Raw genomic sequence first — 22,053 nt, 5'->3', positions numbered from 1 at the left:
GTCGATGAGCGGAAGCCGTCAGCAGGGCGGACTGCCTGGGCGTCACGCGCTAATCAGGCTATGGCGTACCGACCCGCAGTCGTGACACCCAGGTGTCGGACCGCCGTGTCGATGCTGGCTGCGGCCGCTGGCAGCAGCGGCAGCCGTACTCCCGGGGTCGGGATACGGCCTTGCGCGTGCAGTACTCCCTTGATCACGGCGGGGTTGGGCTCGGCGAACAGGGCGGCGGACAGTCGCCTGAGCTGGTGTCCCAGTGGCCGTGCCTGATCCGCCTGCCCTGCCTGGAAGGCTGCGACCAGCGCGAGGAACTGTGCGGTGGCCACGTGTGCCGAGGCGAGGATGGCACCGTGTGCGCCGAGTGCCAGCATCGGCGCCAGCAATTCGTCCGTGCCGGCCAGGACACTGAACCCCTGGGGTGGGTCGGTGAGCAGATCGACCGCGTCACCGTCGATGGCGCCTGGCGCGTACTTGATGCCGATCACCGCGTCGATCGCCGCCAACCGCCGTACCGCACCTGTCGACAAATCTTGTCCGGTGCGGTGCGGTACGTGGTAGACCACGAGCGGCACCGGGCTGGCCGCCGCGAGGGCGTCGAAGTGTGCCACGACGCCGTCCTCCCCGGGGCGCACGAATGACGGCACCAGACACAGCGCGGCGACCACCGATCGGCGGGCGGCCAGCGCCTGCAGTTCCTCGGCGGTGTTGGCACCGACCAGTAGCGGGACGGCTCGCCTCCCGCACACCCCGGTCAACACCTCCAGCACCTGGTGACGTTCGTTCGCGCTCAAGGTGGTGGCTTCGGCGGTGGTGCCCAGGGCCACCAGACCGGCAGCGCCGGCGGACAGCACCTCGTACGCGAGTTCTTCCAGTACGCCCAGGTCCACCGCCCCGGCCTCGTCGAAGGGAGTGATCAGGGGAACGTGTACGCCGTTCAACGTCATGAATGCAGCCTGGCCGACGGCACCCGTAAGATCCAGTTCCGATTCCTTGGCTGATGCGTAAGGTGAGCTGATGCTCGATGGACGCCGGTTGCGGCTTCTCAGTGACCTGGATCGGCTGGGCACGATCGCCGCCGTCGCCGCCGTCCACGCGTACACACCATCGGCGGTGTCCCAGCAACTGGCCGTGTTGGAACGCGAGGCCGGTGTCGCGCTGCTGAGGCGCAGTGGCCGCCGGGTGGAGTTCACCGCCGCTGGCCGGGTGCTCGTGCGTCATGCCGCGACGGTGCTCGCAGCGCTGGAGGAGGCCGGCGCCGCCGTGGCCGCCGTACGCTCCGAACCCGCCGGGCAGATCCGCATCGGTGCCCATCCCTCCGCCGTACGCACGGTGCTGCCGGCGGCGCTGGTCTCGCTCGGCCGCGACCATCCAGGGCTGGAGCTGTCGGTCAGCGAACTCGACCCGGTCGCGGTGCCTGGCGCCCTCCGTGACCGCCGGCTCGACGTGGGCCTGCTGCAGGACTACGACATCGTGCCGGCCGGCACGGACCCGTCGCTGGAATCGGTGCCACTGCTGCACGAGGCCGTCTACCTCGCCGTCGCGGCGGATGCGCGGGTCACCACGCTCGCCGATGCCCACGACACCTCGTGGATCCTGGCCAGCCCGGGCACGCTGTGCCACGACGTGGCTCTGCGGGTGTGCCGGGGCGCCGGCTTCACGCCTCGTGCACGGCACCACATCGACGACTTCGCTGCTGTGCTTGCCCTGGTCCGGGCCGGGCAGGGGGTCGCACTGGTACCTGAACTAGCGGTGCTCGCGCCGGAGACGGGAGTACGGCTGATCGCCGCACCGACTCGACGTCGCACCCGGATCGGGTACCGCCGCGGCGCGGCCGAGATGCCGGCAGTAGCGGCCGTCGTCGCCGCGTTACACGCCTCCGCTGGACTGTTCGGCGCAGGTGAGCCTGCTTAATCGGCGGATCGTCACCGCTGAGGATGGGCTGGGGCTCGCGTTCTACGGCCGGATGTCCACGGTCGACTTCCAGCGGCCCAGGAGTGAGCTTTGCGGTCAAGGTGACAACCGGAGAGCGGCCGTCGGGCGGCTGACGCAGCTGTGGTCGGGGGTTGTTCGCCGATGTTGGCCGCCTGCCACTGGACGGGGTGGCACGCTGGGCACGTGGACTGGGCAGTGAGCCGGGGGAATCTGGCATCGGGGTTACGGTGAACGGCCTCTGATGCGTACCGCGTTGATCGTGGTAGCCGCGTTGGTGGCGGCGGTGGTCGTGGACCTGACCTCTGGCGTGCTGGTCCGTCGGGTGGCCCGTGGCCGATACCGGTGGTTGCTGGAGCCGCTGCGGCATGCCTGCCGCCGCCCGGCGGCGGCGGTGCTGCTCGTTGGGGCGCTGTACTACGCGCTGCTCTTGGGCCCGGCGGCGTCGCCACCAGTCCGACGACGATCTCAGGGCGGCCCTGTTGACTCTGCGTCATCGGTGCTCCTCACCGTAGCCGGGCTCGGCCCCTGAGGGCGAGAACCGGAGGCGTGCCGCGCCGTCGCGGCAGCTTCCGTGTCGACGCGATGCCGGCCGGTGCTCCTTTGGTGGCGAAGTGACCAACTGCGGTCTCCCGTCCCGCGTCGCCGACAAATGTTGGGTTCAGGTGGGTGACGTGCGGAACATCGACACACCTGGACGGACATACCCCCCGGGGGTATTTTGAGGGTGAGGAGGCGATGCGGGATGTCGCACGATGAGCACCACCAGATGCGGACCCCGGGTGAGGCCGTGGAACGACACGGGGGTCAGGGTGATGACCAAATCGGCCGAGAGGGTCTGGGCGGGCAGCTTGTTCAGCCCGGCGCCCACGGCGACCATGCCGGTACTGCCGGACATGGTGGGCATGACAAGCACGCCGGCCACGACCCGGAGATGTTCCGCCGCAAGTTCTGGCTGAGCCTGGTCCTGACGGTGCCGATCGTGGTCACCAGTCACATGGTGATGGACTGGTTCGGCTACCGGCTGGACTTGCCGGGCGTCGACTGGGTGGGACCGGGGCTGGGCACCGTGGTGTTCGTCTACGGCGGGTGGCCGTTCCTGCAGGGCGCGGTGCGGGAGGTCCGTGACCGGGCGCCGGGGATGATGCTGCTGATCGCGATGGCCATCACCGTCGCGTACGTGGCCTCGGGGGCGACCGCGTTGGGCGTGTTCGATCTGGACTTCTGGTGGGAGCTGGCGGCGCTGGTCACGATCATGCTGCTCGGGCACTGGCAGGAGATGAAGGCCATCGGTCAGGCCCAGGGCGCCCTGTCGGCCCTGGCCGCGCTGCTGCCCGACGACGCCGAACGCCTCGGCGGTGACGGGCAGCCCGAACGGGTGCGGGTCAGCGACTTGCGTGTCGGCGACGTTGTCCTGGTGCGTCCCGGTGGGCGGGTGCCGGCCGACGGGCGCATCACTGACGGTCGCGCGGAGTTGGACGAGTCGATGATCACCGGTGAGTCCCGGCCGGTTGGCCGCGAACGCGGCGACCGGGTGGTGGCGGGCACGGTCGCCACCGACGCGGCCGTCCGGGTGCGCGTCGAGGCCGTCGGCGAGGACACCGCCCTGGCCGGCATCCAACGCCTGGTCGCGCAGGCCCAGCAGTCCAGCGGCCGGGCGCAGGTCCTCGCTGACCGGTTCGCGGCCTGGCTGTTCTACATCGCCACCGTCACCGCCGCTGCGACGCTGCTGATCTGGACACTGGTCGGGAACCTCGACGAGGCCGTCGTGCGTACCGTCACGGTGTTGGTGATCGCCTGCCCGCACGCGCTGGGGCTGGCCATACCGCTGGTGGTCGCCCTGTCGACCGCCGTGGCGGCGAAGGGCGGCATCCTGGTCAAGGACCGCCTCGCCCTGGAACGGATGCGCACCATCGACACGGTGTTGTTCGACAAGACCGGCACCCTGACCCGCGGCGCGCACGTCGTCGCCGGTGTCGCCGCCACTGGCGGCGTCAGCGAGACGGACGTGCTGGCCGTCGCGGCGGCGGTGGAGGCCGACAGTGAACACCCCCTCGCGCGGGCCATCGTCACCGCCGCCGCCCAACAGGGCGCCCGACGCACCGCGACCAATTTCCGGTCGCTGACCGGTCGCGGGGTACGCGCCGACGTCGACGGCGTCGGTTACGCCGTCGGGGGACCCGCCCTGCTGCGCGAACTCGACGCCACGGCACCCGCTGACCTCGATGAGCACCGGGCCGAGTGGTCCCGACGAGGAGCGGCGGTCCTGCACCTGCTGCGCCTCAATGGCGAACGGGCAACCGTCATCGGCGCCCTCGCCCTGGAAGACCAGATCCGCCCCGAGGCGCGCCAAGCCATCGCCGACCTCCGCCAACAGGGCATCCGCAAGATCGTCATGATTACCGGGGATGGGCGGCCGGTGGCCGAGGCGGTCGCTGCCGACCTGGGGTTCCGGCCCGGTGAGGACGAGGTGTTCGCCGAGGTGCTGCCCGCCGACAAGGACGAGGCGGTCGGTGAGCTGCAACGCCGGGGGCTGCGGGTGGCGATGGTCGGTGACGGCGTGAACGACGCTCCTGCGCTCGCCCGCGCCGACGTCGGCATCGCCATCGGCGCCGGCACCGACGTCGCGATCGAATCCGCAGGTGTCGTGCTCGCCTCCTCCGACCCGCGCGGGGTCACCGGAGTCATCCGGCTCTCGCGCGCCTCGTACCGCAAGATGATCCAGAATCTGGCCTGGGCCGCCGGCTACAACGTCGTTGCCCTGCCCTTGGCCGCCGGTGCTCTGGCCTGGGCCGGTGTGAGCCTGAGTCCCGCGGTCGCCGCGGTGCTGATGTCCGCCTCCACCATCGTGGTCGCGCTCAACGCCCAACTGCTGCGCCGCGTGCAGCTACGCCACCCGGACGATTCGGGTCAGGACCGCGGAGGGCGCTCCCCATCCAATCGCTGAAGTGGTTGTGTCATCGAACGACTTGGTTGTACCGTCGAACCATGCAGAGTGAGGAGGTAGATGCGGCGCAGGACGCCCTGTTGCGGTTCATCCGCAACTTCGGCCTCCATCAGCCCGACCGAACGCCATGCGGACAGCCACTGCCGGTCTCCGAGGCGCACGCCATGGTGGAGATCGCCCGCGAGACAGGCATCCGTCAGACGGAACTGGCCCGCCGGCTGCGGCTGGAGAAAAGCACAGTCAGCCGCCTGGTCACCAACCTGGTCAACCGGGGTTGGGTGCGCCGCGAGACGGCCGACAGTGACGGCCGCGGCGTCGTGCTGCTGCTCACCGAGGCCGGAATCACCGCTGCTGCTCGCCAGGCCGACGCCCGCCGGCACCGGCTCACCGCTCTGCTCGCTCGCGTACCCGACGACCAACACGCCGCCGTGGTGCGCGCGCTGCAGACCCTCGCGGAGGCCGCCGATGAACCGTCCTGACCGCCACTCTCGAACCCGGACCCTGCTCATGGTCGCTGCCACCGCCACCGCCATCACCCTGAGCAGCGGATGCGCCGACGACTCGACGCCGACACCGGTGACGTCCAGCCGACAGGCCGAGGTGGCCGAGCGGGGCGCATCAGTCATGCCGTTCGACCTGGAACGCACCACGCACCAATTCACCAAGAGCGGTAGCGGCGGCGTCCAGACCGTGACCGCCGACGACCCGCAGGACGCCAGTCAGGTCGCCCTCATCCAGCAGCACCTGCACGAGGAGACCTCCCGCTTCCGCCGCGGCGACTTCACCGACCCGGCCGCGATCCACGGCGACCAGATGCCCGGCCTGCAAGCGCTCCGTGCGCACGGCGGACGCATCACCATCGACTACGAGACCACCGCCGGCGGGGGACGCGTCACTTACACCACCAGTGACACCGAGCTCCGCAACGCTCTGCACCACTGGTTCGACGCGCAGGTCGGCGACCACGGTGAGCACGCCACCCGCTGAACACCGTTTACATGGATGAGGTTGCCGGTCAGCGAGACGCCGCGCTGACCACGCGCTCGAAGCATCCACGTCGATGCGCCTCGTGACGTGGACGTTGGCGATGTAAGTGCTCCGGACGTCTGCGTCGACGATGCCCGGTCCCGACGGCAGCCCTGCCACCGTCAGCTCCGACGGCGCGATCGCTCAGATCAACCTGCTGCTGAACACCAGCCCGTACTCGACTTCGGCCCTCGACCTGGCCGGTGACGACCTCCGGCAGGTGGCCCACGACCAGGCCCCCCGCCGGAACAACCGCGCTGGTCGGCGGTGTCAGCTCCGTCTTCGCCGACATCCGCGACGCGAACAACCGCGACCTGTTGGTGATCTTCCCGGTGGCAGGGTGCTGATCGCCGTGATCCTGGGGCTACTCCTGCGCAGCATCGTCGCCCCGGTCTACCTCATGATCGCAGTCGGCCTCGGCTTCGTGGCGACGCTCGGGGCGACCGTCCTTGCCTTCCAGGGCATCGGCGACCGGGCCGGAGTGTCCTTCTCCCTGCCGATCATCCTCTATCTGTTCGAGCCGGCAACGATCCCCGCACCGCCGCCTCGTTGGCGATCCACCACGCTGGACCGTCGGTGGCCGCGGCCGGTCTGATCCTCGCCGGCACGTTCACCTCGATGCTGTTCGCCGGGGTGTCGTTCCTGACCGAGATGGGCTTCGCGGTCTCGGTGGGAATCGTGCTGTCCGCGTTCATCATGTCCCTGCTCCTCGTCCCCGGCATCACCGCGCTCCGCGGCCACGCCGCATGGTGGCCCGGGCACGGCGACGCCGCCCGCTCCGACCCGTCGGCAACGCCGGCCGGGGCCAGCCCTTCGGAGTCAGCGGCCACCTCAGCGCACTGAGCAATCGCCTCACGCGGTGGGCGGGGCGAAACGTCCCGTCCACCGCGTTTCCCCGATACCGTCGCTCACGCCGTGGGCGAGGTCGCCGCCTCGGCCGCCCCGGTCGCCTTCGGCAGCCCCCGCCGGGCGATCTGATCTCGGAGGGTGTGCAACCGCACACCCATGTGTTTCAATGCCGCTACCGATAGTTGATCGTGGCCTCAACACCTGAGGCTCGCCGGACAACGAGGAGTGTGCATGAGGCGACGGATACCCGCACTGCTGGCGGCAACCGTCCTCGGCCTGGGACTGACCCCGGGGCCCGTCCACGCGGCGCCCCCCGCGAGCGCCAGCGCAGGCGGGGGCATCGTCGCCCCGCCGCGGTTCGACTTCGCGACCGCCCGCGCCGCCGCGGACCCGGAGACCCAGGCACGCATCGCCGCCATCGCCGCGCTGCTACCGGACAACTGGCAAGCCATGCTCGCCGACAAGCGGGAGAGGCTGGGCCTGCGACCGTCCGTCGCGCAGCAGTTGGTCGAGGGCGCGATCGACCCGTCGCTCTACCAGTGCCAGGACACCCAGTTCACCACGTACACACAGGGCCTGCTCGAAGGCGTCGACCTGGACACCCTGCTGGTCCTGCTCATCTTCGGCGTCCTGGATTACGCGGCCTACGACGCGCTCATCTACGGCCAGCCCAACAACGAGGCGGACTACGGCCTGCCCGCCAGCCACAAGAGCACGTTGAAGCGGACCTTCAAGGACGCACAGCAGTTCTGGGACGTCAACCTGTTCGACGTCAAGCTCATGGCCATGCAGAACGACATGCTGCAGGATCCCGCGCGGGTAGCTCGGATGGTCGCCTTCATCTGGGGACTGGACGAGGAACAGGCGGCAGCCGCCGCCGCCGAGATCATGGCCATCATCGGCTCCGTCCCCGCGCTCGACAGAGGACGCAACCCGATCTTCACCCTGAACGCCTACGCCTTCACCGCCGAGGGTGAGGCCGACCCGCTGCTGCGGGACGTCCCGGACAAGGTCGTCTTCGGCGAGGGCATGCTCACCGCGATCGGCGCACTCGGCCTGGGAACAGCCGGCGCGCGCGCGATCCTCGCCCACGAGATGGCCCACCACGTTCAATTCGAACAGGGCCTGTTCGACAGCCCGCTGACCGGCGCCGAGGCGACCCGCCGCACCGAACTGATGGCCGACGGCTTCGGCACCTACTTCGTCACCCACCCGCGCGGGCTCAACTTCAACGGCGTCCAGATCCACCAGGCGCAACAGACGTTCTACGAGGTCGGCGACTGCTACTTCGACGACCCCGGTCACCACGGCACCCCGAACCAGCGCCTGCGGGCCTCGGTCTGGGGCGCCCAGGTCGCCCAGCAGGCCACGGGCATCAAGCCCATCCTGCCGTCGATGAATCTCTTCAACCGATTCGAGCGCAAGCTCCCGGCGTTGATCAAGCCAGACGCGCGCCCGGAACCGGCCGGCCGCCTCTGACCCGTCGTACCCCCGGTGGGCCGTCGGAATCCGGACGGCCCACCGGGGCGCTCATGCACGTTGATCGCAGCGTCGTCCATCAGCGGTCTCCGCTCAGTGTTCTGTTGTCGGCGGGGTGGTGGTTCGGGGTAGCCCCAGGGCGAGTAGGGCACCGAGGGCGACCACGGCCGCACCCGTCGCGACCGCCGGCGTCAGGCCGTCCACGAAGGTCGTGCCGGTGGCGTACCCGCCGTTGGCGGCGAAGACCGAGGCGAGCGCGGCGACTCCGACGGCTACGCCGAGTTCGCGGACGGAGTTGTTGGTGCCGGAGGCGGCGCCCCGGGCGTCTTCCGGCACACTGGCCATGGTCGCGGTGCTGATCGGGGCGAAGGTCAGTCCCATCCCGATGCCGGCCAGCGCCAGTGGTGCGGCGAGCACGCCGTAGGCGACGTCGGCCGCAACGACCAGGGCGAGCCAGCCGAGCGCGATGGCGAGGGTGCTCTGGCCGGCGATGATCAGGTTGCGGACGCCGAGCCTGCCCACCAGGAGCCCGGCCAGCGGGGCAACCACCATCGGCGCCATGGTCCACGGCATCGTGCGTATCCCTGCCTCCAGGGGACTCAGTTTCTGCACCACCTGGAAGAACTGAGCGAGCAGGAACACCGAGCCGAAGACGCCGACCGAGAACGTGAACGCCACTGCGGTGACGAGGCTGAAGGTGCGGGAGCGGAAGAGCCGCAGCGGCAGCATCGGGGCCGAGGTTCGCCGCTCCCACCAGAGGAAGCCGCAGATCAGCGCGGCGCCTCCGACCAGCGCCGCCACCACCCCGGTCGACATCCACCCGTGCTCCTCGCCGTGCACCACGCCCCAGACCAGGGCCAGCACGCCGACGGTGGAGAGGGCCAGGCCGGCCGGGTCCAGCCGGGACGACGGGCGACGTGATTCGCGCAGGGTGGTCGCGGCCAGTCCGATGGCGAGCAGTCCGATCGGTACGTTGAGCCAGAAGATCCACGTCCAGTCGAGCCCTTCGACCACCGCTCCGCCCACCAGCGGGCCGACAGCGATACCGAGACCGCTGATTCCGCCCCAGATTCCGATGGCGGCGTTGCGACGCCGCTCGGGGACGGCCGCGGCGAGCAGGGTGAGCGACAGCGGCATCACGGCCGCTCCGGCCGCTCCCTGGACTGCCCGGGCGGCGGTGAGCATCCACGGTTCGGTGGCCAGGGCGCAGGCGGCGGAGGCCAGCGTGAACAGGCCGATGCCGGCGAGGAAGAGCCGGCGACGGCCGATCCGGTCGCCGAGCGCGGCGGCGGTGAGCAGCAGCGCGGCGAAGGGAAGCGTGTACGCGTTGACGAACCACTGCAGGTCGGTCAGGGAGGCGCCGAGTTCCGTCCTGATCACCGGCAGTGCCGTCGTCACGACGAGATTGTCCAAGGTGACCATGAACATCGGCACGCCGACGGCGGCGAGCACGGCGGCCAGGGGTGGGCCGTCGGGCCGGTCGGGTGGGCCGGGAGGAAGCACGGCGGCGCTCTCGGTGACGGTGTTTGCACAGGGCATCAGGGGCTCCTTGTTGTTATCGAATGATAACTAGGCTCCTGTTAAAGTAGCTATCGACTGATAACATGTCAACATCCCTTCGAAGGAGTACCGATGACCAGGACCCGGCTGACCGCCAGCGAGCGCGGCGAACAACTGGTGGCCGCGGCGGTCAAGGCGTTCGCCACCGCCGGTTACGCCGGCACCAGCACCGATGACGTGGCGCGGCTGGCCGGTGTCTCGCAGCCGTACGTGATCCGGTTGTTTGGCTCCAAGCAGCGCCTGTTCATCGCCACTGTCGAACACGCCGCCGGCCGGATCGAGCAGGCGTTCCATCGAGCGGCCGAACGACAGAAGGACCTGCCGACCTTGGCCACCGCCTACGACGAGCTACTGACCGAGCATGACCTGCTCGCCGTCCTGCTGCACGGGTACGCGGCCAGCTCCGACCCGACGATCGGCTCCGCCGTACGCGTCCGCTTCGGCCGGATCTATCAGCTGGTCCGAGACCTGACCGGGGCGACCGCGGAGGAGACTCGCGAGTTCCTGGCCACCGGGATGCTGCTCACCGTGATGGCGTCGATCCGCGTCATCGGGCCGGACGCGGTCGCGCCGGAACCGTGGATGTCGGAGATCGCCGACACCATCTACAAGCCCGATCCGGACGGCGAATCCGCACCCGACGGGGAGGCGGCGACGCGAGCCTGCCGGTGATGGCGGTGCAGCCATTGACGTTCGCCTCGACCTACTAACCTCGGGATCTGTGATATCTGATCTGGCGGATGTCGTCGCGGCGTGCGGCTCTGCGGTCGCGGTTGTCGTGACCGTCGTATTCGCGGTACGCCAGCTGCGCTCGGCGCAGACCGCCAACCAGACCCTCGTCGCGATCGAACTGCTGACCCGAGACCGATCCAGCGACGAGTTTCTCCACGCTGAGGACTTCGTCCTCAAGGAGCTGACCCTCCGCCACCCGCCACCCGGTGTCAGTGTCAGTGACCTGCCGGCCGAGGCACGCCACCATGTGGTCCGGCTGTCCCTCTACTACAACGGCCTGGGCCAGATGCTCGCTTTTGCGGCGGTCGATCCGAGGCTCCTGGTGGGTACCGTCAGCTACCGCTCCCGGCAGGCCTGGCGTGTCCTGGAGCCCTACATCCTCGCCGAGCGTGCCCAGCGCGGCGAGACGTACCTGTCCCACTTCGAGCACCTGGTTCACCTGGCCACGCACAATCCGTGGGCCACGGCGGTCCGCAAGTTCAACCTGAAGCACTTCGGCAGCTATCCCGCCGAGCTCGGCCTGAACGACGCCGCGGCAACAGAGCCGTCGCCCCAGCACGAAAACGCGTAACAGTGACAAGCGCCGAGATGCAGTCGGCCGGCATCAGCAGCGGGTCGGTGGCAGAGCCGTACGTGTCAGAGGCGGAAGATCCGAACTATCAGCCCGGTGTCGTGCATCGTGTGTGGCGCGAAGGCGTGGTACGCCCACGCGTGCACCCAGGCGTTGCCGGTCCGTACCGTGAGCCAGGTCTTGAACGCGCCGGGCAGCGTGTAGATGAGGAGTACGAACAGGATCGTCAGCGTGGCCTCGCGCGGTGACCCGAACCTGCCCCAGCCCTCGAACACGTGCAGGGCCGCGTACGTCAGGCCGCCGAGAACGAGGGTCGCGGTGGTGGAGCCGGTCAGACGGGCGTAGCGGGGGACGAGGATGCCCTGCACGAAGATGACCGTGGGCAGCACCGTGCCAGCGAAGTACAGCAGGAAGGTCAGTGGCACTCCGACGGCGAGCTGACCCGGCGCCAGGCCGGCGAACGCGTGGCCGAGCACCACCCATTGCGCGAGCGATTCGACGACCAGCACGGCGAGGATGAGGATGGCATCGCCACGCCGATCCGCCGAGCGCAGACACATCTGGTGGGCGGTGTACCGCCGCCGGAACCACAGGAGTGGCACCAGCGCGTAGACCACAACGTTGTACGTGGCCCACCCGATCGCCTCGGCGGGACCGACCGGATCGGTGGCACCGACGAGCGTACCGGGCAGGTGGAAGCCGATCGGGTGCCAGCCGAGCCCTCGGCCGATGAGCAGGCCACCGAGTTGGGCGAGGACGGCGTACGTCAGGACGAGTCCTGTTTCGCGGCGAGCGGTCGGGAGCATCGGTGCGCGCTCGGCGATCACGGGTGCGGTTCGGCCACGGGTGAGCGCGTAAGCGATGGCGGCGAGCAGTACCAACTCGACGAGGGTGGCCTGAGCGGCGATCACCTGGCCGGGCCCGGATGGCGGGTCGTGCTGAGCCGGCCAGTCGAAGGGGGCGTCGCCGGGCGCGAGGAGCAGTACCGCGCCGTTGAGTGTGATCCAGCCGACCACCGCTGCCGTGAGCCAGGCTCGTTCTTGACGTGACACAGAAGCCCCCGCTTATCTAGCACAGTTGTGTTAACAGCAAGACGGTAACACGAGTGTGTTATAAAAAGTGGTGCCGAAGCTGGTGGATGCGCAGACCCGACGGACCGAGCTCGCCGAAGCGGTCTGGCGAATCGTGATGCGGGACGGGCTGGAGCAGGCATCGGTGCGAAATGTGGCACGCGAGGCCGGGCTGTCCATGGGCTCGTTGCGCCACTACTTCGCCACCCAGTCCGAACTCCTCGGATTCGCCCTACGGCTGGTGGGAGAACGGATCGAGGAGCGGATCCGAGCCGTGGACACCACGGGCGACCAGCGTGCGGTGGTCCGGTCGATGATCGACGAGATGCTGCCGCTGGACCGGACGCGGCGTGGCGAGTGCGAGGTGTGGCTCGCGTTCACGGCACGCGCCGTCGTGGAACCGACAATGGCCGGCCTGCGCAAGGAGATCGACAGTCGCCTCACCGACGCCTTCACCACCATGATCCGGCGACTGGCCGACGCCGGTGCACTCCGCCCCGGGCTCGATCAGAAGGTCGAGGCAGAACGCCTCTACGCCCTCGTCGACGGAGTGATCCTGCACGCCCTCCTGCGCCCCGGCCGGACCTCGAACGCAACCGCCAGTGCCACCGTCGGCGCACACCTCGACCAGATCGCGCCAGCCGCCGCGGCTGAACGCTGATCGGCCGTACGGGGGCAGCGGCTCGACCCCGACCGCTGCGCTACCGTGCCACCCGTGGTCGTCCCAGATTCTTACGCCTCCATGTTCATCGCCGCGCCCGACCCAGCTTGGCCGCAACAGGGAGCCGCGCTCGTCCACGAGTTGCGGACCGTGTTGGCACCGGTGGCGCGGCGGGTGGATCACATCGGCAGCACCTCGATCCCCGGCATGGCGGCCAAGCCGGTGATCGACCTGCAGGTCAGCGTCGCTGACCTCGACGCCGCCGTAGCCGCGTTCGATGAACCACTGGCCGCCCTCGGATTCTGCCGACGGCCATACGAGCGAGACCACGTACCGGCCGGTCGGGACGATCCGCCACACAGGTGGGCCAAGCGGTACTGGAACAAGCAAAGCGCCGGTGAGCGGGATGTCAACCTGCACTGTCGGCTCGTAGGCTCACCGAATGAGCGGCTCGCCCTGCTGTTCCGGGACTGGTTCCGGGCGCACCCGGCAGCAGTGCCAGCGTACGCACGGTTCAAGGGCGCTCTGGCCGCCGCCGTCGGGGACCTGGACGTCTACACGGACGTCAAAGATCCGGTGGTCGACCTCGTCGTGACCGTCGCGGAGGAATGGGCTGCCGCCACCGGTTGGTCCCCGGGCGGCGTCGACCGTTGAGGACTGGCCGCCAGCGCCATGGTCGGCGTGACTCACCAGGATTGCCGGCGAGTAGCTGACGGACCTACCCGAGTAGCGCGGCGGCCGCGGCCAGGGTGGCCAGCGACAGCGTCGTGGTCACCACCACCGCCCGGTTGGCCACCGCCTCGCCGACGCCGTACTCCTGGCTGAAGATGAACGTGTTCTGCGCGGTCGGCAGGCCCGCGCACACCACCACGGCGAGCAACTGCGGCGCCGACAGGTGCAGGGCCAGCCCGGCCGCGTACGCGATGACCGGCTGTGCGACGAGCTTCAGCGCGGTGATCACGGCCAGCTCGCCCAGCTCGCCCGGCTCGGCCCGCGACGGCGCCGTGCGGTGCATCGACGCGCCGAGCGCGACCAGGGCGGCCGGGACCGCGGCACCCGACAGCAGGGTGAGTGACGCGCCGACCGTCGAGGGCAGATGCAGGCCGGTCGCCGAGCACGCGACACCGAGCAGCGACGCCAGGATCACCGGGTTGCGGACCGGCAGGGAGGCGATACGTCCGACCCGTATCCGCCCGGCCGGGTCGCTGTGCCGGTCCAGGGCGACCAGGACCACGGGCGCCACCACCAGCACCTGCAGCAGCACCACCTCCGCCAGGAACGACACGTTGCCGAGCACCTGCGTGGCGATCGGGATGCCGAGGTTCGCCGAGTTCACGTACCCGGCGGCCATGCCCCAGATCGGCCGTTCGCCGGGCCGGCGACCGAACAGCCAGCTCGCGCCGACCCACCCGAACCCGACGACCGCGGCCGTGCTCACCCCGAAGGCGAGCAGCGGGCGGCCGGCGAACCCGGACAGCGGCATTCGGGACAGGGCCAGGAACAGGGCGGACGGCATCGCAAGATGGAACACGAACCGGCCGAGCACCGACGCCGCCGCCTCGCCCAGCAGGCCCCAACGACAGGCCGCGTAGCCGACCGCGGTGAGGATCCAGATCGGTACGAACGCCGACACCAGGCTCATCCGGGCGTCACCGGCGGGCGGGCGGGCGAGCCGGGCAGCGGGGTTGACCACGTGTACGCCGATCCGGAGACCACGCGTTCAGCCTCGCATCCCGTCCGGACCGAGCGAAAACGCGTCCACTGTCAGCGGTGGTACTGAACCAGGCGGAACTCGTGGTCCTCGGGGTCGGCCATGACGACAACCACGCCCTCGTCGTAGTCGTGCCGCTCCCCGGTGAACACCAGCCGTGGCTGAGGCTCCGGGTGGGCCGGGACGTCAGGGCGACCGTGCCGCCTCAGCAATGTACGCGGAGGCGGCACGGTTGCCGATATTCGAGCCGCGACGCCTACTCCCGCACACCGATGTTGTCGATCGGAGGAGCCCCGAGCAGCCGTCGGACGGGCCACACAGTGGTCGTCAAGGCCAGCAGTGTCGCGCCGCCGAGCACCGCCACCCAACCGAGTGGCGGGACGTACGGGATCGGGCTGCCGGTCAGTCCGTTCACGATCGCGCTCAGGGTCAGCGCCGCGATCGTCGCGCCGATCAGCACCGCGGTGCCGAGCAGCCCGGCCTGTTCGGCCCGCACCATCCCCCGAATCTGCCGGCGGGTGACCCCGACCAGTTGGAGCAACGCCAACTCGCGGCGACGGGCCAGTGCGGCCAGCACCATCGTGGTGGCGGCCGCCAGCGCCGCGTACCCCACCATCACAGCGATCAGCAGCCGATTCAGCCAGGCGCCAAGCGCCAGATCACTGCTGAGCAGGCGCGTACGGGTGGCGGCGTCGAGAACCTCGGTGCCGGGTCGCGCAGCCGACCACGTGGCCAGTGCGGTGTCGGCCTCCGGGCCGGCGCGGACCAGGACCTCGTCGTCGGTATTCCCGGCCGTGTGCCCGGCGACCGTCTCGGCGGCCAGCGTGATGTCGCCGAAACCGAGGCCACGGCCGTAGATCGCGATGACGTCCAACGTGACCGGGGTCCCGTCGCCCAGCCAGAGTTCCGCCTGATCGCCGACATCCCAGCCGGACGAGGACGCCTGCATCGCCGACAGGGCGACCGTGCCGGCGCGCAGGTCGGCGAGGGTGCCCTCGCGCACGGCGAGGTCCATCGGCGACGTGATGTCCGCCGGGTCGACCGACTGCGCGCTGACCGGCTCGATTCCGCCGAGCGCCCGCACCAGCACCTGCGTACGGCGTACACCGGTGGCCGCCTGCACCCCGGCCAACTCGCGGATCTCCCGGGCCGTGTCCGTCGGCAGCCCACCCGGAGCGACAAGCACCCGCTCGGCGAGTGTTCCCGCGCTGCTCTGCGTGGTGGTCTGCCGTTCGAGGTTGGTCTGCAGGAACCAGACCGAGCCGCCGAACCCCACGGACAGCACGAGGGCGGTCAGGACGGTCGCCATGCCCTGCGCGTTGGCCCGCAGATTGGCTGCGGCCAGATAGCCGCTGACCCGCCACATCCGCGGCAACAGTGGGGTGAGCAGGCGTGCCGCGTACGCGTTGATCCTCGGTGCGAGCAGCGCCACCGCGATGAGGAACAGGTACAGCATGCCGACCGCGCCGGCCAGTGCCCCGGTCGATCCGACGGCACCGAGCGTGAACGCCCCGGAGGTGCCGGCCGCCGCCAGCGTCAGCACGCCGGCGATCAGCCGCACCCGGCCGCTGCGCCGGGGCTCGACAGCGATCTCGCCGAGCGCCTCGATCGGCTTGATCCCGGTGACCCGGCGGGCGGCGACCAACGCGGCGAGCACCGCCACGAGGACCGCCGTACCGACCGCGGCCGGCACCGCGAACAGGCCGCCGACCATCGGGAAGCTTTCCGGCACGAACCCTCGCCCGACCAACTCGCCGTGCACCCAGCGGGCCGCCAGTAGGCCGGCCGGGCCGCCGACCGCCGAGCCGATCAGGGCGAGCAGCGCGGCCTCGGCGATCAGCATGCGGCGCACCTGCCCCGGCGTGGCCGCGACCGCGCGTAGTAACGCCAGGTCACGCCGACGGTGCCGGACGGACAGACCGATGGTGCCGGCCACCACGAAGACGATCAGCAGGACGACGTACCCCCCGAAAGCCGAACCGGCCTCGATCAGTAACGTCTGGGCGGTCTGGTTCTCCGACTGCTCGACGTTCGCACGGTCTTTTCCGGCGTAGGTCGTGGCGCCCGCCGCCGACGCGATCTCGCGTACCGCGCCGAGGTCGGCGGCGGGCGCCATCCGCACGCCGATCGCATCCACCCGGCCCGGGTGGGCGGACATCCGGGCGGCCTGCGCGTCGGTGAAGAACACCGCCGCCGAACCGGTCTCGGCGGTTCCGCTCACCCGGTACGACCGACTGGCCCCGGCGACGACCAGGTCGATGCGGTCGCCGGGAGCCGCGCCGAGACGGGTGTCGACGAGCACCTCGTCGTCGGCCCGTGGCGCGGCACCCGCAGCGATGGGACGACCGGTGAAGGCGTACGTGTCCCAGCCGTGTCCCACGGCCGCGGGTGAGCCGATCAGCACCCGTTCGTCGCCGGTGACGGCCGCGACGCCCGGCACCTGGCGGATCCGGTCCACCAGGGCCGCGTCCACCGTGCCGCCCTCGGGCAACGTGACGGTGCTCGTGGTGGTGTCGCCGCCGAACTCTTTGAACGTGTGGCTGACCGTGCGGTTGGCGACGACCACGTCGGCCGTGGCCCACAGGCGTGGCTCCGCGCGGAACCGCAGCCCGGACTCGACGAGCGTGCCCATCGCCACCAGGATCAGCACGCCGGCGATCAGGGCCAGCAGGGTCGCGGCGGCGGGGCCGGCACGGTGCCGCAGCAGGCGGGCGGCGAGCCCGGTCATCGCAGGACCCGCCGATCCAGCGAGGCCAGGTGCTCGGCGATACCGGCGGCTCCGAGCTGCGGGAGGTCGGCGACGATCGCACCGTCGGCCAACACGAGCACCCGGTCCGCGTACGACGCGGCGATCGGATCGTGGGTCACCATCACCACGGTCAGCCCGTGTTCGTCCACGACCGCGCGAAGCAGCGTCAACACCTCCGCCGCGGTCCGCGAGTCGAGGGCGCCGGTGGGCTCGTCCGAGAAGATCACCTCGGGGCGGGTGGCCAGCGCCCGGGCGATCGCCACCCGCTGCTGCTGGCCACCGGAGAGCGCGGCCGGCCGGTCGTGCAGTCGGTCGGTGAGGCCGACCCGCTCGACCACCCGGGTCAGCCAGGCCCGGTCCGGTCGGACGCCGGCCAGGCGCAGGGGCAGCACGATGTTCTCCTCGACGGTGAGCGCACCGATCAGGTTGAACGCCTGGAAGACAAACCCGATCCGGGTACGACGCAGCTCGGTCAAGCGGGTCTCGGACAGCCCGGACAGGTCGGTGCCGCCGATGACCACCCGACCGGAGCTGGGCCGGTCGAGCCCGGCGGCGGTCTGCAGCAGCGTGCTCTTGCCAGAGCCCGAGGGTCCCATCACCGCGGTGAAGGTGCCCCGGTCGAAGCCGACATCGATGCCCGCAAGCGCGGTCACCTGGTTGCGGCCGGCGCCGTACACGCGTGTGAGGTGCTCGACGCGTACCGCCGGTTCGATTGTCTGTCCCGGATAATCCGGCATTCTGGTGGCCTCTCTCCGTGTCATCGGCAAGAACTGCGCGCACCAGAAACGCTATTGACGTGGGAGAACGGCAACCATCCCGCGGGCTGCCAGGTCCGGGTACAGCAGGCGCTACCGCCGACCGCCGTCCAGGAAACGCAGCACCGCGGTGACCCGGCGGTCGGCCTGGTCGTCCGGTGGAAGCTGAAGCTTCGCGAAGATGCTGCGGATGTGCTTGTGTACCGCGCCGTCGGTGACGAACAGCCGCTCGGCGATCGCGCCGTTGCCGAGCCCTTCGGCCATCAGCCCCAGCACCTCACGCTCACGCGGCGACAGCTCGCTCAGCGCCGTGTCCGTCCGGCGGTTGCGGGCGAGCAGCTGCGCCACCACCTCCGGGTCGATCACGCTGCCGCCGTCCGCGACGCGGTGCAGCGCGGCGAGGAACTCCTCGACCCGGCCCACCCGCTCCTTCAACAGATAACCGAGCCCGACGGCGCCGACCGAGAACAGGTCGGTGGCGAACGCCTGCTCCACGTACGCCGACAGGACCAGCACCGCGAGGCCGGGGCGCCGCCGCCGGGCCTCCACCGCGGCCACGATGCCCTCGTCGGTGTGGGTCGGCGGCATCCGTACGTCCACGATCGCGACGTCCGGTGCGTGTTCGTCGACGGCGACCAGGAACTCGCCCGGATTACCGGCCGTGGCGACCACGTCCAGATCCTCCGCCCGCAGCAGCAGAGCCAACCCCTCACGCAGCAGCGGGTCGTCCTCGGCGATCACGATCCGCATGGCAGCTCCACGTCCATTCTCGTCGGCCCGCCCGGCGGGCTCGTCAGTGTCATTCGGCCGTCGTACGCCTCGACCCGCCGGCGGATACCGGTGAGCCCCGAGCCGCGCGCCTCGTCCGCGTCGCCGTGCCCGTCGTCCTCAACGCACACCAGCAGCCGGCCGCGCTCGCGGCGCACCGCCACGTCCACCCGGCTCGCACCGCTGTGCCGGACGACGTTGGTCAGCGCCTCGGCCACCACGAAGTACGCGGTGGCCTCGACCGAGGCCGCGCACCGCACCGTCACGTCCACCTCAAGTCGGCAGGGCACCACGCAACTGCCGGCCAGGCCCGCCAACGCGCCGGCGAGACCCCGGTCGTCCAGCACCGGTGGCAGGATTCCGCGCACCACCGTACGCAGCTCGCCGAGCGCCTGCTCCGCAGCGTCCTGCGCCTGCCCGAGGATCTCGTCGACGCGGTCCGGATTGCGGCGCGCGGCCCGCCGCGCGGCACCCAGCAACACGTTGACCGCGACCAACCGGTTCTGGGTGCCGTCGTGCAACGACCGCTCGATCCGGCGCAGTTCGACAGCGTGGGCGTCCAGCGCCGCGGCGCGGGTGGCGGTCAGCTCGGCCACCCGCAGCGACAGGTCGACACCCGGCGGCGGCGGCAGCAGCAACCGGCCCGGCCACGCCTGGAGGCGGGCCAGGGCCGGGCTGCACCAGACCGCGGCGGCCAGCCAGCCCACCCCGAGCAACCCGACCACGAGTGCCTCGGACAATCCGTCGACGCGCCACCAGACGATTCCCGGCTCGCCGGCATCAGCCGGGAGCAGCCGGTAATACAGCGGGAACGTGACGTACTGGACGGCGGAGAGGGGCAGCACGAGGCCGACCAGCCCGGTCACCAGGCCGATGAGCGAGTGCAGCCCGACCCAGCCCAGCTCCCGGCGCACGAAGGGATCACGCGTCGCCGTCCGCAACCCGACCGGCACCGGTCCCGGCGTGGGGATGGGCTCGCCCCAGCGGGACAGCCGGGCACGCTCCCGGTCGGCCACCGAGCGCACCGCCCGCAACGCACCGGGCGCCGCCAGCAGCCCCACCCCGACCAGGCAGGTCACCGCCACGATCGCCGCCCAGAGCAGCGCGCCCAACGCCAGGGTGGCGGTGCCCAGCCCTCCGACGAGGTGCTCCAGGGCGTCGACCGAGGCGCGAACCCGGCCCCGCACGTACGCCATCGACCCACCTCCTCCGCCAACATAGGCCACCGGGGGCCCGGCCCGGCAACGCTCGGCGTGGAAGGTGCAGCCTGCTGTACCACTGTCGTCGAGCTGGCGGGATCGTTCCCGCCGCGCCGCCCGCCTAGCGTTGACGGCGTCGAGGAACGAACGCCCGAGGAGGCAGTCATGACCGATCCGTACCGCATCACCGAGGCCCCGGTCGCCGCGCCGAAGAAGCCGGGCGGCCTGCTCCGCCCACTGCTGTGGCTGGTGCTCTTCGTCAGCGCGGCGGCCAACGTGGTGCTGTCGACCGCGGTGGACAACCAGTGGCTCAGCTCGGCGTTCGGCCTGGTGGTGGTGCTCTGCGCGGTCGCGCTGACCGTCCACCACCGCCGCAACCGGGCGCGAGAGTCGTAACGACGAAACCCCACCTCTCGTCGCGCCCAAGAACGCGTACCGGGAGTACGGGCCGGGGGACAGTCTGGTTGGATCGGCGTTCATGCAGATGGTGGAACATCCCTGGGGCATCACCGCGTTCGGTGCGGCGAGCGTGAAGGCCCTACCGGATCTTGTGCGCGTCAGGTTCAAAATCGTCCGGGTAGAGCAGGTCCCGGCCGCCGCGTTCGAGGCGGCTCGCATAGCCGTGCGGGCCGTGCGCGGCGCGCTGCGGGAGCACGGGATAGCCGACGCGGCGGTCGAGGGTTCGCGCCTGGACCTGAAGACCGCCACCGAATACACGGACGGGTCACGCAAGTTCATCGGCTACCAGTGCCAGGCGGCCTTCGCGATCCAGTCCGGCGTCCTGGACGACGTCGAGCAACTGCTGATCGACATCGTCGCGGCGGGCGCCAACGAGATCGAGAGCGTCGAGTTCGACGTCACCGGCAAGCGCGAACTACGGGCCGAGGCTCGGCGCGAGGCGGTGGCCGCGGCCCGCGCGAAGGCCGAGTTGTACGCCAAGGCCGCCGGCGTACGCATCGGTGCGGTCCTGCACATTGAGGACGTGGACCCGGAGCAGCCGGGCGCTTCCCGCTACCGCAGCCACGCCGAAGCCGCCGCGACGAGCGCCCAAGACCTCGCCCCAGGCCACGTCGTGGTGTCCGCCGCCGTGGTGCTTGGCTACGCCGTAGCCCGTGACTGACGTGTTCGGAGCTTTGCTGATCACCTCAGATGCGGAAGACGTAGCAGTCGCGGAGGATGCTGACGTCGTCGTCCGACTCGGGCCAGGCGATCAGCGGCCGACCGTGCACGTCGAGGTCATCGGGCCAGCCGGTGGACACCGGGTCGATGCTCACCTCGGCCGCGACCTGCGGCGCCCCGCACTCACCGACGAAGTCCCACAGCTCTTCGGCCTCAAGCCGTTCCGGCGGCCCGGTGAGACCGAGACGCGCCACGGTGCGCTGCTCGATCGGCAGCGGCTCACCGGTCGCCGTTTCCGGCTTCGCACTGCTGAAACGGCGGATGATCTGCCCGCGCGAGCCGACCAGCCACGCGTCGCCGTCGCCCTGGTTGCCGTAGAAGTAGGCCTGCGTGTCGCCGTACCGGGAGCTCAGCTCCTGGACCCACTCTTCAACCTGAGGTTCGCCGTCGGGATCGCAACTCGGGCCGGAGACCACTGTCCACCCGTTGAGCAACGGCGAGATGAATACGTGTCGCCACGTACGGGAACCGTCGGGTCCGCCGTGACCGAGGTGAGCGACGAGCGTCTCGCCGAGGCCGTAGGTGGCGGGCGCGGACCTGGTCAAACCAAGCACCTGCATGATCTCCTGCTGATCACCGCCACGCACGGTCAGCCACGAGTTGAAGCAGCCATCAATCGAGTACGGCCGGTCGTGGGGAAGCTTGATCGTGATGAGCCGCCGCAGCACGGCCAGGTCAGCGGGGTCGAGCGCCCCTTCGCCGCCGAGGTGCAGCAAGGCAAGCAGCGCGGGACGCCGGGCCCGAGCTGGACCATCGCGGCGGATCGCCCGTAGCTCCGGCAGCAGAGACGCGTCCAGGCTGGCGAAGCCCTTGTTCACCGGATCGATCAACAGGTCCGCGAGGTCCACGTTGGACACCCTAACCGCGGCGA

The 22,053-nt window shown here is 70.5% G+C and carries 24 protein-coding genes; 14 read left to right on the top strand and 10 right to left on the bottom strand.

Annotated features, from left to right (window positions below; translation table 11 throughout):
- Positions 1-53 precede the first annotated feature (53 nt).
- Complete coding sequence (locus AB0O48_RS19960; RefSeq protein WP_365067407.1) at positions 54-941, bottom strand: dihydrodipicolinate synthase family protein; 888 nt, start codon at positions 939-941, stop codon at positions 54-56.
- Between the two features lie 70 nt (positions 942-1,011).
- Here AB0O48_RS19960 and AB0O48_RS19955 point away from each other — a divergent pair, with 70 nt between their 5' ends.
- Positions 1,012-1,908: a LysR substrate-binding domain-containing protein gene (locus tag AB0O48_RS19955; RefSeq protein ID WP_357252278.1), complete on the top strand. Its 897-nt coding sequence runs from the start codon at positions 1,012-1,014 to the stop codon at positions 1,906-1,908.
- 262 nt (positions 1,909-2,170) lie between these two features.
- Complete coding sequence (locus AB0O48_RS19950) at positions 2,171-2,458, top strand: hypothetical protein (RefSeq protein ID WP_357252275.1); 288 nt, start codon at positions 2,171-2,173, stop codon at positions 2,456-2,458.
- A gap of 129 nt (positions 2,459-2,587) precedes the next feature.
- On the opposite strand, the gene AB0O48_RS19945 is transcribed toward AB0O48_RS19950, so the two are convergent.
- Positions 2,588-2,824, bottom strand: coding sequence for a hypothetical protein (locus tag AB0O48_RS19945; RefSeq protein ID WP_365067403.1), 237 nt, complete (start codon positions 2,822-2,824; stop codon positions 2,588-2,590).
- A 36-nt stretch (positions 2,825-2,860) separates the two neighbouring features.
- Between AB0O48_RS19945 and AB0O48_RS19940 the strand changes: the two genes are divergently transcribed.
- The 6 genes from AB0O48_RS19940 (at position 2,861) to AB0O48_RS19915 (ending at position 8,227) form a co-directional block, all read left to right on the top strand.
- Complete coding sequence (locus tag AB0O48_RS19940) at positions 2,861-4,873, top strand: heavy metal translocating P-type ATPase (RefSeq protein WP_365067400.1); 2,013 nt, start codon at positions 2,861-2,863, stop codon at positions 4,871-4,873.
- Between the two features lie 41 nt (positions 4,874-4,914).
- Complete coding sequence (locus AB0O48_RS19935) at positions 4,915-5,352, top strand: MarR family winged helix-turn-helix transcriptional regulator (protein WP_357252266.1); 438 nt, start codon at positions 4,915-4,917, stop codon at positions 5,350-5,352.
- Positions 5,339-5,860 carry a hypothetical protein gene (locus AB0O48_RS19930; protein WP_357252263.1) on the top strand — a complete coding sequence of 174 codons (522 nt, stop codon included), beginning with the start codon at positions 5,339-5,341 and terminating at the stop codon, positions 5,858-5,860. Before AB0O48_RS19935 ends, AB0O48_RS19930 begins: the two co-directional genes overlap by 14 nt.
- Before the next feature lie 130 nt (positions 5,861-5,990).
- Complete coding sequence (locus tag AB0O48_RS19925) at positions 5,991-6,494, top strand: MMPL family transporter (protein ID WP_357252260.1); 504 nt, start codon at positions 5,991-5,993, stop codon at positions 6,492-6,494.
- Entirely contained in the window at positions 6,449-6,742 is a 294-nt protein-coding gene (locus AB0O48_RS19920) for an MMPL family transporter (protein WP_357252257.1), read from the top strand. The genes AB0O48_RS19925 and AB0O48_RS19920 overlap by 46 nt, the downstream gene beginning before the upstream one ends.
- Before the next feature lie 237 nt (positions 6,743-6,979).
- Entirely contained in the window at positions 6,980-8,227 is a 1,248-nt protein-coding gene (locus tag AB0O48_RS19915) for a hypothetical protein (RefSeq protein WP_357252254.1), read from the top strand.
- 93 nt (positions 8,228-8,320) lie between these two features.
- Here AB0O48_RS19915 and AB0O48_RS19910 read toward each other — a convergent pair whose 3' ends face one another.
- On the bottom strand, positions 8,321-9,766 hold the full coding sequence (locus AB0O48_RS19910; RefSeq protein WP_357252251.1) for a DHA2 family efflux MFS transporter permease subunit: 1,446 nt from the start codon (positions 9,764-9,766) through the stop codon (positions 8,321-8,323).
- Positions 9,767-9,859: 93 nt separating this feature from the next.
- Here AB0O48_RS19910 and AB0O48_RS19905 point away from each other — a divergent pair, with 93 nt between their 5' ends.
- On the top strand, positions 9,860-10,459 hold the full coding sequence (locus AB0O48_RS19905) for a TetR/AcrR family transcriptional regulator (RefSeq protein WP_357252248.1): 600 nt from the start codon (positions 9,860-9,862) through the stop codon (positions 10,457-10,459).
- A gap of 106 nt (positions 10,460-10,565) precedes the next feature.
- A complete protein-coding gene (locus AB0O48_RS19900) occupies positions 10,566-11,090 on the top strand; it encodes a hypothetical protein (protein ID WP_357252245.1) in 525 nt (174 codons plus the stop codon).
- 65 nt (positions 11,091-11,155) lie between these two features.
- On the opposite strand, the gene AB0O48_RS19895 is transcribed toward AB0O48_RS19900, so the two are convergent.
- Positions 11,156-12,142: a hypothetical protein gene (locus AB0O48_RS19895; RefSeq protein ID WP_357252242.1), complete on the bottom strand. Its 987-nt coding sequence runs from the start codon at positions 12,140-12,142 to the stop codon at positions 11,156-11,158.
- A gap of 82 nt (positions 12,143-12,224) precedes the next feature.
- Between AB0O48_RS19895 and AB0O48_RS19890 the strand changes: the two genes are divergently transcribed.
- Together AB0O48_RS19890 and AB0O48_RS19885 are read left to right on the top strand one after the other, a co-directional pair.
- Complete coding sequence (locus tag AB0O48_RS19890) at positions 12,225-12,821, top strand: TetR family transcriptional regulator C-terminal domain-containing protein (protein ID WP_365067391.1); 597 nt, start codon at positions 12,225-12,227, stop codon at positions 12,819-12,821.
- Positions 12,822-12,875: 54 nt separating this feature from the next.
- The gene (locus tag AB0O48_RS19885) at positions 12,876-13,475 is read left to right on the top strand and encodes a GrpB family protein (RefSeq protein WP_357252237.1); all 600 of its coding nucleotides are present in this window, start codon (positions 12,876-12,878) and stop codon (positions 13,473-13,475) included.
- Positions 13,476-13,539: 64 nt separating this feature from the next.
- Here the strand turns inward: AB0O48_RS19885 and AB0O48_RS19880 are convergent, their stop codons facing one another.
- The 5 genes from AB0O48_RS19880 to AB0O48_RS19860 all read right to left on the bottom strand — a co-directional run bounded on the left by AB0O48_RS19880 (position 13,540) and on the right by AB0O48_RS19860 (position 20,000).
- Positions 13,540-14,514 carry an AEC family transporter gene (locus tag AB0O48_RS19880; RefSeq protein ID WP_365067388.1) on the bottom strand — a complete coding sequence of 325 codons (975 nt, stop codon included), beginning with the start codon at positions 14,512-14,514 and terminating at the stop codon, positions 13,540-13,542.
- Between the two features lie 274 nt (positions 14,515-14,788).
- Positions 14,789-17,260 (bottom strand): FtsX-like permease family protein, encoded by a 2,472-nt coding sequence (locus AB0O48_RS19875; protein ID WP_365067385.1) that lies wholly within the window; start codon positions 17,258-17,260, stop codon positions 14,789-14,791.
- Positions 17,257-18,018, bottom strand: a complete 762-nt coding sequence (locus AB0O48_RS19870) for an ABC transporter ATP-binding protein (protein WP_357252229.1) — start codon at positions 18,016-18,018, stop codon at positions 17,257-17,259. The genes AB0O48_RS19875 and AB0O48_RS19870 overlap by 4 nt, the downstream gene beginning before the upstream one ends.
- Before the next feature lie 111 nt (positions 18,019-18,129).
- Complete coding sequence (locus AB0O48_RS19865) at positions 18,130-18,786, bottom strand: response regulator transcription factor (protein WP_365067381.1); 657 nt, start codon at positions 18,784-18,786, stop codon at positions 18,130-18,132.
- Positions 18,774-20,000, bottom strand: coding sequence for a sensor domain-containing protein (locus AB0O48_RS19860; RefSeq protein ID WP_365067378.1), 1,227 nt, complete (start codon positions 19,998-20,000; stop codon positions 18,774-18,776). Before AB0O48_RS19860 ends, AB0O48_RS19865 begins: the two co-directional genes overlap by 13 nt.
- Before the next feature lie 168 nt (positions 20,001-20,168).
- Between AB0O48_RS19860 and AB0O48_RS19855 the strand changes: the two genes are divergently transcribed.
- Both AB0O48_RS19855 and AB0O48_RS19850 read left to right on the top strand, forming a co-directional pair.
- Positions 20,169-20,399: a hypothetical protein gene (locus AB0O48_RS19855; protein ID WP_357252220.1), complete on the top strand. Its 231-nt coding sequence runs from the start codon at positions 20,169-20,171 to the stop codon at positions 20,397-20,399.
- Positions 20,400-20,481: 82 nt separating this feature from the next.
- Positions 20,482-21,123 (top strand): SIMPL domain-containing protein, encoded by a 642-nt coding sequence (locus tag AB0O48_RS19850; protein ID WP_365067375.1) that lies wholly within the window; start codon positions 20,482-20,484, stop codon positions 21,121-21,123.
- A gap of 25 nt (positions 21,124-21,148) precedes the next feature.
- Here the strand turns inward: AB0O48_RS19850 and AB0O48_RS19845 are convergent, their stop codons facing one another.
- The gene (locus AB0O48_RS19845; protein ID WP_357252214.1) at positions 21,149-22,030 is read right to left on the bottom strand and encodes a hypothetical protein; all 882 of its coding nucleotides are present in this window, start codon (positions 22,028-22,030) and stop codon (positions 21,149-21,151) included.
- Positions 22,031-22,053 lie beyond the last annotated feature (23 nt).

This window comes from Micromonospora sp. NPDC085948 (assembly GCF_040686315.1).
In the GTDB taxonomy this organism is placed as follows: domain Bacteria; phylum Actinomycetota; class Actinomycetes; order Mycobacteriales; family Micromonosporaceae; genus Micromonospora.
Note: the sequence above shows the minus strand (reverse complement) of the source record. Positions and strands in the feature narration are given on the sequence as shown.

What these genes read in the sequence shown, in the direction of transcription:
- AB0O48_RS19950 (WP_357252275.1), top strand. Translation starts at nt 2,171, where the DNA reads ATGCGTACCGCGTTGATCGTGGTAGCCGCGTTGGTGGCGGCGGTGGTC.
- AB0O48_RS19945 (WP_365067403.1), bottom strand. Translation starts at nt 2,824, where the DNA reads ATGTCCGGCAGTACCGGCATGGTCGCCGTGGGCGCCGGGCTGAACAAG.
- AB0O48_RS19865 (WP_365067381.1), bottom strand. Translation starts at nt 18,786, where the DNA reads ATGCGGATCGTGATCGCCGAGGACGACCCGCTGCTGCGTGAGGGGTTG.
- AB0O48_RS19930 (WP_357252263.1), top strand. Translation starts at nt 5,339, where the DNA reads ATGAACCGTCCTGACCGCCACTCTCGAACCCGGACCCTGCTCATGGTC.
- AB0O48_RS19925 (WP_357252260.1), top strand. Translation starts at nt 5,991, where the DNA reads ATGCCCGGTCCCGACGGCAGCCCTGCCACCGTCAGCTCCGACGGCGCG.
- AB0O48_RS19960 (WP_365067407.1), bottom strand. Translation starts at nt 941, where the DNA reads ATGACGTTGAACGGCGTACACGTTCCCCTGATCACTCCCTTCGACGAG.
- AB0O48_RS19955 (WP_357252278.1), top strand. Translation starts at nt 1,012, where the DNA reads ATGCTCGATGGACGCCGGTTGCGGCTTCTCAGTGACCTGGATCGGCTG.
- AB0O48_RS19875 (WP_365067385.1), bottom strand. Translation starts at nt 17,260, where the DNA reads ATGACCGGGCTCGCCGCCCGCCTGCTGCGGCACCGTGCCGGCCCCGCC.
- AB0O48_RS19940 (WP_365067400.1), top strand. Translation starts at nt 2,861, where the DNA reads ATGTTCCGCCGCAAGTTCTGGCTGAGCCTGGTCCTGACGGTGCCGATC.
- AB0O48_RS19910 (WP_357252251.1), bottom strand. Translation starts at nt 9,766, where the DNA reads ATGCCCTGTGCAAACACCGTCACCGAGAGCGCCGCCGTGCTTCCTCCC.
- AB0O48_RS19850 (WP_365067375.1), top strand. Translation starts at nt 20,482, where the DNA reads ATGCAGATGGTGGAACATCCCTGGGGCATCACCGCGTTCGGTGCGGCG.
- AB0O48_RS19855 (WP_357252220.1), top strand. Translation starts at nt 20,169, where the DNA reads ATGACCGATCCGTACCGCATCACCGAGGCCCCGGTCGCCGCGCCGAAG.
- AB0O48_RS19870 (WP_357252229.1), bottom strand. Translation starts at nt 18,018, where the DNA reads ATGCCGGATTATCCGGGACAGACAATCGAACCGGCGGTACGCGTCGAG.
- AB0O48_RS19905 (WP_357252248.1), top strand. Translation starts at nt 9,860, where the DNA reads ATGACCAGGACCCGGCTGACCGCCAGCGAGCGCGGCGAACAACTGGTG.
- AB0O48_RS19935 (WP_357252266.1), top strand. Translation starts at nt 4,915, where the DNA reads ATGCAGAGTGAGGAGGTAGATGCGGCGCAGGACGCCCTGTTGCGGTTC.
- AB0O48_RS19915 (WP_357252254.1), top strand. Translation starts at nt 6,980, where the DNA reads ATGAGGCGACGGATACCCGCACTGCTGGCGGCAACCGTCCTCGGCCTG.
- AB0O48_RS19860 (WP_365067378.1), bottom strand. Translation starts at nt 20,000, where the DNA reads ATGGCGTACGTGCGGGGCCGGGTTCGCGCCTCGGTCGACGCCCTGGAG.